General features: G+C 69.3%; 6 protein-coding genes. 3 read left to right on the top strand and 3 right to left on the bottom strand.

Annotation, left to right across the window (positions count from 1 at the left end; genetic code table 11):
* Window positions 1–164: 164 nt before the first annotated feature.
* Together AC1D15_RS09815 and AC1D15_RS09810 are read left to right on the top strand one after the other, a co-directional pair.
* Window positions 165–1,055, top strand: a complete 891-nt coding sequence (locus tag AC1D15_RS09815) for a LysR substrate-binding domain-containing protein (RefSeq protein ID WP_477825833.1) — start codon at window positions 165–167, stop codon at window positions 1,053–1,055.
* Between the two features lie 136 nt (window positions 1,056–1,191).
* The gene (locus AC1D15_RS09810) at window positions 1,192–3,873 is read left to right on the top strand and encodes a TonB-dependent receptor plug domain-containing protein (protein WP_477825832.1); all 2,682 of its coding nucleotides are present in this window, start codon (window positions 1,192–1,194) and stop codon (window positions 3,871–3,873) included.
* A 16-nt stretch (window positions 3,874–3,889) separates the two neighbouring features.
* Here AC1D15_RS09810 and AC1D15_RS09805 read toward each other — a convergent pair whose 3' ends face one another.
* From AC1D15_RS09805 to AC1D15_RS09795, 3 genes are all read right to left on the bottom strand, one after another.
* Window positions 3,890–6,217, bottom strand: a complete 2,328-nt coding sequence (locus tag AC1D15_RS09805) for an alkaline phosphatase family protein (RefSeq protein ID WP_477825831.1) — start codon at window positions 6,215–6,217, stop codon at window positions 3,890–3,892.
* 91 nt (window positions 6,218–6,308) lie between these two features.
* Window positions 6,309–7,259, bottom strand: a complete 951-nt coding sequence (locus AC1D15_RS09800) for an ABC transporter substrate-binding protein (protein ID WP_477825830.1) — start codon at window positions 7,257–7,259, stop codon at window positions 6,309–6,311.
* Between the two features lie 11 nt (window positions 7,260–7,270).
* A complete protein-coding gene (locus tag AC1D15_RS09795) occupies window positions 7,271–8,362 on the bottom strand; it encodes an LLM class flavin-dependent oxidoreductase (protein ID WP_477825829.1) in 1,092 nt (363 codons plus the stop codon).
* Between the two features lie 176 nt (window positions 8,363–8,538).
* On the opposite strand from AC1D15_RS09795, the gene AC1D15_RS09790 reads away from it, so the two are divergent.
* Window positions 8,539–9,105: a cysteine dioxygenase family protein gene (locus AC1D15_RS09790; RefSeq protein WP_477825828.1), complete on the top strand. Its 567-nt coding sequence runs from the start codon at window positions 8,539–8,541 to the stop codon at window positions 9,103–9,105.
* The last annotated feature ends 81 nt before the right edge of the window (window positions 9,106–9,186 follow it).

Raw genomic sequence — 9,186 nt, 5'->3', positions numbered from 1 at the left:
TCGATGAGTCCCGCGGTCAGAACAGTCATGACATGGCTTTCGGTGTGCAGGAGAGGTGAAGCTGGCTCATCATCTGGCCCTTGGGTGGTAGGGCCTYCAGCGTAGCGTTGGCTGGGCCGCCGCTCAAGTTCACATTCTTCAGCTTCAGATGAAGCATCCTCATCATGACGCGCTATATCCTGCCACCCCTGTCCCCGTTGAGAGCCTTCGAGGCTGCCGCGCGCCGCGCCAGTTTCAAGGCAGCGGCCGCGGAGCTGTTCGTGACGCCGACGGCCATCAGCCACCAGATCCGCCAGCTCGAAACCTGGCTCGGCGTGCGCGTGCTTGACCGCACGCCACGCGCCGTCACGCTGACGCCCGAGGGCCTGCTGCTGTACCGCGCCACCGTGCTCGGCTTCGGCGAGATCGGCCGGGTCGCTGCGCAACTGCGTGACGGCCTCTCGGCGAAGGCGCTGACCCTGTCGACGACCACCGCGTTCCTGAGCCACTGGCTGGTGCCGCGCCTCGATGCGCTGCGCGGCCTGCTGCCCGACCTCGACCTGCGGTTGCACGCCTCGCAGGCGGTCGTCGACCTGGCACCGGGTGGCGTGGAGGTGGCGATCCGCTACGGCGCGGGCCTGTTCGCGGGTGTCGAGTCGACGTGGTTGAAGGACGACCTGTTCGCCCCGGTCTGCAGCCCGCTGCTGAAGATGCGCGGACCGGCCGACCTGCGCCGCGCCGCGTTGATCCACGTCGATGGCCGCACCGCGCAGCAACCGGCCCCCGGTTGGCGCGCGTGGTGTGAACGGGCCGGCATCGCCGGCGTCGACACCGACGCCGGCGTTCGTTTCAACGACAGCCAGCACGCGGTGCAGGCGGCGGTGGCGGGAGGCGGCATCGCCCTCGTCAGCCTGGTCCTGGTGGCCGACGCGCTGGCGTCGGGCCTGCTGGTCCAGCCCTTCGCCGTCACCTTGCCCGGCGCGGCGTACCACTTCGCCTGCGCGCCCGGCCTCGGTGAGCGCCCGGATGTCGTGGCGCTGCGGGGCTGGTTCCAGCAGGCGCTGTCGGCAGCGTAGCGAAGTCCATCACAACCGGTCGACACACTTCCTCACTGCGCCCTCGCTCTCCGCGTTTGCATGTGAGCTTCCCTTCGTTGTGTCCCCCGATGTCGGTGCGTAGCCTGCGGTCACGTTTTTTCGTGACCCATCCAACATGCCTTCATCCAGACGACCCCTGCTCGGCGCGCTGCTGCTCGCCGCCATCCCCTCCGTACACGCCGCCGAGCCCGAGGGCCAGAGCCTGCCCGGCGTGCAGATCACCGGCTCGCGCCTGGTGCGCGCCCAGGCCGAAGGGCCGACACCAGTCACGGTGATCAAGGGCACCGACATCGAACGGCTCGGCTACCGCAACGTGTTCGACGCGCTGTCGGCGCTGACGCAGAACACCGGCTTCACGCAGGGCGAGGACTTCGGCAACACCTTCACGCCGGCCGCCAACGCGATCAGCCTGCGCAGCCTCGGCCCGAACCACACGCTGACGCTGCTCAACGGCCGCCGCGTCGCCGACTACCCGACCGCCTACGACGGCGAGGTCAACTTCGTGAACCTCGCCAACATCCCGTCGGTGCTGATCGACCGCATCGAGATCCTCGACGGCGGCGCCTCGGCGGTCTATGGCTCCGATGCGATCGCCGGCGTCGTCAACGTGATCCTGAAGCGGCAGACCGACGGCATCCACCTGAACGTGAAGGCCGGCACCACGCAGCAGGGCGGCGGCGAGAACCTGCGCGTGCAGCTCAGCGGCGGCATCGCGAGCGACGCCGTGACCGGCATCTGGGGCCTGGAGCTCGGCAAGCGCCAGCCGATCTGGAGCCGCCAGCGCGACTTCATGGCCGACACCACGCGGGCCGGCGCCGCGCCGACCGCGATCGCGTCGCGCCGCAATGCCGACACCGGCGCCTACGTCGACCCCGGCACCGCCTGCGATGYGCTCGGCGGGCTGTTCGACGGCAGCACCCAGCACTACCAGGCGGGCAGCCGCAACTACTGCGCGAGCGGCCGCGCCCAGCCCACCTACTGGACCACGCAGACCGGCAACCAGACCGCCAACCTCGGCGGCCTGTTCGACATCGCTCTGAGCGCGAAGACCACGCTGTTCGCCGAGGCGCTGCTCGGCGTCGCGAAGACCGAGAACAACACCCGCGGGCCGAACTGGACCTCGCTCGGCGCGAGCAGCAGCTACTTCCGCAATGCCAATACCGGCGACCTGGAGACCTGGACGCGCCGCCTCGCCCCCGAGGAACTGGGCGGCGTGACGCGCTTCAACCGCGAGTGGCGCGACACCACCGGCAACCTCGCGCTCGGCGCGCGCGGCGAGCTGGTCGACGGCTGGAACTACGAGGTGGCCTACAGTGCCTCGGGCTACCGCAACAAGACCGTCACGCCGCGGCTGCTGGCCACGGTCGACAGCTTCTTCCTCGGCCCGCAGCAGGGCACCGATGCCGATGGCATCCCGATCTACGCCCCCGATCCGGCGCGGCTGTACACCCCGTTGACGGCGGCCGAGTTCGGCTCGATCAGCGGCGCCAGCAACGGCGACAACCGTTCGTGGAACCACAGCCTGGGTGCCAGCGTGCACGGCGAGCTGCTGCAACTGCCGGCAGGCCCGCTGCAACTGGCCGCTGTAGCCGAGATCGGCTCGCAAGGCTTCAGCAACCGCTCGGACCCGCGGCTGGGGCAGGGCGTGTTCTACAACACCAAGGAGGTGGCCGAGGTGAAGGGCACGCGGCAGCGCCAGGCGCTGGGCGCCGAGCTGAACGCACCGCTGTCGCACGAGGTGACGGCCACGCTCGCCGGCCGCTACGACGACTACGCGTTCGCCGGACGGCATGACGACAAGCTGACCTGGCAGGCCGGGCTGGAGTTCAGGCCGAGCCGCGAGCTGCTGCTGCGCGCGAACCACGCGACCAGCTTTCGTGCGCCGGACATGAGCTACATCTACACCGCCGAAAGCCGCGGCTACTACGCGTCGTCGACCGACTACCTGCGCTGCGCGCAGGCCGGCCAGCCGGTGGCGACCTGCGAGTTCGCGAACCTGTCGCCCGGCTTCAACTACGTCAGCAACGGAAGCGCCGACCTGAAATCCGAGAACGGCCGCAGCTGGGGGCTGGGCGCGTTCTGGTCGCCGAGCGCGCAGTTCGAGGCCTCGATCGACTTCTGGAAGATCCGGATCGACAACCTGGTCACGACGCTCGACGCCGACAAGCTGTTGCGCGACGAGGCCGATTGCCGCAGCGGCGCGCGCGACCCGGCCAGCCCGAGCTGCCTCGACACCTTCTCGCGCGTGCGCCGCAACCCGGCGAATGCGGTGGTGCGGCCGGGCGAGGTCTACGAGATCGCGGTCAATCCGATCAACGCCGCGCAGGAGAGCACGCGCGGCTTCGACCTCGGCGTGCGCTGGCGCTGGGCCACCGAGGGCTGGGGCCGCTGGGTGGCGGGCGCGAAGTACACGCGGGTGCAGAGCTTCACGTACCAGCAGTTCGCCGGCGACACCGCGACCAACCAGATCGGCACGCGCGATTTCGCGGGCTTTCCGACCAAGCTGGTCGCGACGCTGGACGGCACGTTCGGCGACTGGGGCGCCACGCTCACATCAAGCCGCTACGGCCGCATTGCCGATGGCGACGAGGGGTTCGTTCCGCCGCAATGGCTGCACAACCTGAGCGGCAGCTACCAGTTCGCGAAGGGCACGCGGCTGACGCTGATCGTCAACAACGTCGCGAACAAGACGGTGCGCGACGACACCGGCGGCTGGCCGTTCTACCCGGTGGGCTTCTACAGCGCCCACGGGCGGCAGGGCTGGGTGGAGTTCGAGCACGTGTTCGGCGGGGTCTGAGCCCGCGACCTCGGCGTCACCGTGGCGGTTCCCCCACGATGCGCGTCACCAGGGCACCCAGCCCGGACAGCGTCCTCACCTCGTCCAGCGCCTTGTAGACGTCCTCGCCGGCGGCGGCGCTTGCGTTCGCCGCGAGCGGCTGCCGGGAGAGGAACTCACGGACCATGCGCGACGCGATCTCACGTTGCAGCCCGGAGGGCGGCGGATCCATCGCCGGCTCCTCGGCGATGGCGGCCAGCGCGGCGGCGCTGGGCTTGATCTCCGGCCTGTCGGTGCGCGGCGTGCTGCGCGTCAGCACCGACTCGAAGGTCGGCGCGTTCTGCACGCGGTTGCCGAGCTGCCAGTCGCTGCGCGGAATGCCCATCATCGTCAGGATGGTGGCGATGACCGAGGCGTGGTCGAACGGTGTCGCGGGCCCGGCCCGGAAGACGGTGTTGGCCTCGATGTAGGGGGACACCAGGATCAGCGGGACGCGCACGCCGTAGCGGTCGAAGCCGAAACCGTGCTCGCAGAGCGTGGGGGCAGGCGTGGCCGAGCCTTCGCCCCATGGCACGGCGGCATGCCAGGGCGGTGCGACGTGGTCGTAGGTGCCGCCGTGCTCGTCGAAGTTGATGATGAGCAGCGTGTCGTTCCAACCGGGGCTGGACCTCAGCGCATCCAGGATGTCGCTGACGAATTGCTCGCCGGGTGCGACGTTGCGCGGCGGGTGGTAGTCGTTGCCTTGCGGCCCCATGCCGTCGCGCGTGTAGCCATAGCCCCACTTGGGTTCCAGGAAGCACATGGAGGGCAGGGCGTTCGTTCTCGCAAGACGGTAGAAGGTGTCGATGGTGTCGAAATGAGGGTCGTACTTCGAGTCGCTCAGCTGGGTCAGGATGTCGCGGGTGAAGCACTTGCCGCCCGCGAACCACCAGGATTCGCTGGCGAAGACCATCCAGTCATCGGGTGACTGCAGTCCGGCGTCGTACATCGCGTTGAACATCGTGCGCTGGTTGAAGTAGAGCCAGTTCTTGCCGATGGACCACATGTTGTTGTTCACCCAGGCCTGCAGCGCGCCGGTGTCCGGGTCGGGCGCCAGCGAATTGCCGGTGGCGGCGAAGGCGCGGTTGCAATTGGTTTGCGTGGGCACCGACGAGAAATACGCATCGGACACCGCATAGTGGCGCGCGGCGCCGTTCAGCACCGGCAGCTCGGCGGGCGTGTAGGTCTGCATGACCTCGTCGAGCCCGTAGCGCCAGCTGTCGCCGGCGAAGTCCTGGTAGAAGCCGCCCATGCCGGCCACCTGGTTCGGGGCCGGGTTCGAGGGGCTCGAGAAGAGCTGGTTGTTGACGTGCACGTAGTCTTCATTGGGATCGCACTCGGGCACCCAGCTGTTGCGGGTGCCCTTGCGGACCCAGTGCCTGACCCCGTTGGCGCCCAGGTTGTAGTAGGTCTCCGGGCGCAGGCCGTTGTAGTCGGGCTGGTTGTTGCCGAGCGGCGCGATGACGCGATCCGGGCGCTTGCCGTCCGGATAGAGCCAGCCCAGCACGTTGTCGAGCGAGCGGTTCTCCAGCATCAGGTAGACGATGTGCTTGATGCGCGACGGCACGTTGTTCTGCACGCCGAACAGGATGCCGTCGCTCGTCATGAAGACGTTGGTGTACCCGCTCCAGCCGCCGCGGCCCACGAGGTTAGCGCCGCGCCAGTCTTCGGTGCCGTCCTCCCAGCCCTTGTGCTGGTACCAGTAGAGGTTGCCGTCGGGCGTGATGCCGTACAGCGTGCCGTCGCTGGTGGCGAACACGCTGGCGTACTTGCGCCAGCCGCCGCGCCCGACGAGGTTCTTGCCGATCCAGCGCTCGCTGCCGTCCTGCCAGCCTTCGTGGCGGTACCAGTAGAGGTCGCCGTCGGGCGTGATGCCGTAGAGCACGCCTTCGCTGGTGGCGCACACGCTGACGTACATGCCCCAGCCGCCGCGGCCGACGAGCTTTCGTTCGCTCCACCGCTCGGTGCCGTCCTGCCAGCCGGCGTGGTGATACCAATAGAGGTTGCCATCCCAGCCGACGGCGTAGAGGATGCCGTCGCTGGTGGCGAAGACGGTCCGGTAGTCGGCCCATCCACCCCGGCCGACGACCTTGCTCTCCCAGCGCTCGGTGCCGTCCTGCCAACCGGCGTCGCGGTACCAGTGCAGGTTTCCGTCCCAGCCGATGGCGTAGAGGATGYCGTCGCTGGTCGCGAAGACGGACTTGTATTCCTGCCACCCACCGCGGCCGACCAGGTTCTTGCCGGTCCATCGCTCGGTGCCGTCTTTCCAGCCATCGTGGCGGTACCAGTAGAGGTTGCCCAGGGTGGAGTTGGCATCGATGCTCATGATCGGCCTCGCCGAGAGTGGATGAGCGCACATTCTCGGAAGCAGGTCGGCGCGGGGATACGTGCCGGGCCTGAAGACTTCTGAATTCGCATCAGGCGGCCGGCGCGAATCCTCCGTCGAAGGTGTTGCGCACCTCGAGCCGCTGCTTCAGCAGCCCGGCCTCGAGGTAGAAATCGGCGGTGGCCTGCTGGTCGGCGAGCACCTGGGCGTCGACCGCGATCCAGCGCTGCTGGCGGCGTTCGAACTGCAATCGCGCCGCTTCAGGCGGGATGCCGATGATGCGGGCGAGCGCGGCCGAGAACTCCGGCACGTGCTGGTACGACCAGCGCTGCGCACGCACCACGCGCTGCGCGAAATCCTGCAGCACGGGGCGCTTCGCGGCGATCGCGCTGTCGGTCGCGGCCAGGAAGCTCAGGCCCGACGACAGCCCGCGGCCATTGACCAGCACGCGGGCGTGGCCTGCCGTCTCGGCCAGCGCGGTGTAGGGCTCCCAGGTGGCCCAGGCGTCGACCGAGCCCTGCGTCAGCGCGAGCTTGGCCTCGGCCGGCGGCAGGAAGCGGAAGGTGTCGGCATCGGCCTTCAGCCCGGCCGAGGCGAGCGCCTTCAGCGCGATGTGGTGGCCGATCGAGCCGCGGTTGGTCGCGATGCGCTTGCCTTTCAGGTCGGCCGCGGTCTTCAGCGGCGAGTCGGGGCGCACCAGCACGGCCGTGCCGTACGGGTCGGAGCGGTTCACGCCGATCGCCTTCACGCGCACGCCGTTCGACAGCGCGAAGATCAGCGGTGCATCGCCGATCGGGCCCAGGTCCACCGCCTCGGCGTTCAGCGCTTCGGCCAGCGGTGCGGCGGCCGGGAACTCGGCCCACTGGATGTCGTACGGGAGGCCCTGCAGTTCGTTCGCGGCTTCGAGCAGCGCGCGCAGGCCGCCTTTCTGGTCGCCGGCCTTCAGCAGCACGCGCTCGGCGGCGCGCAAGCGGCCTGCGCCCAGGGTGGCCGCGGTACCGATCAGCAGGTGGCGCCGGGTGATGGAGGTGAAGGTGCTCATGTCGTGCTCCTTCACGCGGCACGCCGGTTGCCGGTTGCGAGCCGTTCGGTCACCAGCTGGCGCGTGCGGGGGATCAGCTCGCGGCCGTAGTCGATGGCGTCTTCCAGCGGGTCGAAGCCGCGGATCAGGAAGGTGGTGACGCCCAGCGCGTGGTAGTCGAGGAAGGCCTCGGCCACCTGCTCGGGCGTGCCGACCAGCGCGGTGCTGTTGGAGCGGCCGCCGGTCTCCTGCGCGATGGCCGTCCACAGGCGCTTGTCGACGCGCGAGCCTTTCGCAGCGGCCGCCAGCAGGCGCTGCGCGCCCACGCTCTGCTGCGGCCCGCCGCGGCTGTAGCCGGCCTGCACGCGCAGCCGGCGGGTCTCTTCGAGGATGTGCTCGGCGCGCGCCCAGGCCTTGTCTTCGGTCTCCGCGAGGATCGGGCGGAACGACACCGAGAAGCGCACGCTGCGCCCATGCTTGGCCGCCTCGGCGCGCACGCGGCCGGTCAGTTCGGCCACCTGGTCCAGCGATTCGCCCCACAGCGCGTACACGTCGGCATGCTTGCCGGCCACCGGGATCGCCGCATCGGACGCGCCGCCGAAGTAGACCGGCACGTGCGGCTGCTGCAGCGGCTTCACCTCGGAGAAGCCGGCCTGGAAGCGGTAGTGCCTGCCGTCGTGGTCGAAGGGCTTGTCCTCGGTCCAGATGCGGCGCAGCAGCGTCAGGTATTCATCGGTGCGCTCGTAGCGCTGGTCGTGCGTCAGCCAGTCGCCATCGCGCCGTTGCTCGTCGTCGGAGCCGCCGGAGATGAAGTGCACGCCCAGGCGCCCGCCGCTGAACTGGTCGAGCGACGCGATCTGGCGTGCCGCCAGCGTCGGTGCGGTGAAACCCGGCCGGTGCGCCAGCATGAAGTGGATCTTCTCGGTGTGCGCCGCCGCGTACGCGATCGTCAGCGTGGCGCTCGGGCCGGTGGAGTGGTGCGGCACCAGGATGCGGTCGAACCCGGCCTGCTCGTGCGCCTGCGCGAAGCGGCGCACGTAGTCGCGGTCGATCGCCGGGCCTTGCGCGGCATGCGTCTCCGAGACTTTCTGGGTCTGGATCATGCCGATGAATTCGATGCTCATTGCGGTGTCCTGYTGTCGGGAGATGACGAAGAAGGAGGACGGTAGCGACGATGGTGCGAGCGTCGCAAATAATGATTTCAGGGCTGGATATGCGATCTGCACGATTCGCAGAAGGCGCGTGCGCGTGTAGCCTGTGCGGCTTGGCTCCCGTTGGCGGCCAGGAAGGAGACTCGACGATGCGAACCGATCATGGCGACCGTGTGCTGCAGGACTTCATCGACCAGGTGTCGCACCGGCTCGACGAGCGCACCGATGAGGCGGCCGTGCGCCGCGATGTCGGCGCGCTGCTGGCCGACCTGGTCGCGCACGACGACTGGCTGCCGGCCTCGCACGCGCAGCCCGGTGCCGACCGCTACCGGCAGTACCTGCTGCACCGCGATCCGCGGGCGCGCTTCTCGGTCGTCAGCTTCGTGTGGGGGCCCGGGCAGGCGACGCCGATCCACGACCACACGGTGTGGGGGCTGATCGGCGTGCTGCGCGGCGCGGAGCTGTCGCAGGGCTACCGCTTCGCCGGGCCCACCAAGCTGGTGCCGGCCGGCGCGCCGGTGCGGCTGGAGCAGGGGGCGGTCGATGCGGTGTCGCCGAGCGTCGGCGACATCCACCGCGTGGCCAACGCCTTCGACGACCGCACCTCGATCAGCATCCACGTGTATGGCGCCGACATCGGCGCGGTCGAGCGCTCGGTCTACACCGAGGACGGCCAGCGCCGCAGCTTCGTGTCCGGCTACTCCCCGTTGCCTTGATTCATTGACCTCTTCACCATGACCGACACCACCGTGATCCCCGCCCTGAACCCCGTCGACGTGCATGCCGCGCTGCTGGCG

Source organism: Rhizobacter sp. P2_H2 (assembly GCF_056403375.1).
The sequence above is the reverse complement of the archived record's forward strand: the minus strand, read 5'-3'. Positions and strand labels throughout refer to the sequence as shown.

Excerpts from the sequence above, each read along its gene's own strand:
- AC1D15_RS09815 (WP_477825833.1), top strand. The coding sequence starts at position 165 with ATGACGCGCTATATCCTGCCACCCCTGTCCCCGTTGAGAGCCTTCGAG.
- AC1D15_RS09800 (WP_477825830.1), bottom strand. The coding sequence starts at position 7,259 with ATGAGCACCTTCACCTCCATCACCCGGCGCCACCTGCTGATCGGTACC.
- AC1D15_RS09795 (WP_477825829.1), bottom strand. The coding sequence starts at position 8,362 with ATGAGCATCGAATTCATCGGCATGATCCAGACCCAGAAAGTCTCGGAG.
- AC1D15_RS09790 (WP_477825828.1), top strand. The coding sequence starts at position 8,539 with ATGCGAACCGATCATGGCGACCGTGTGCTGCAGGACTTCATCGACCAG.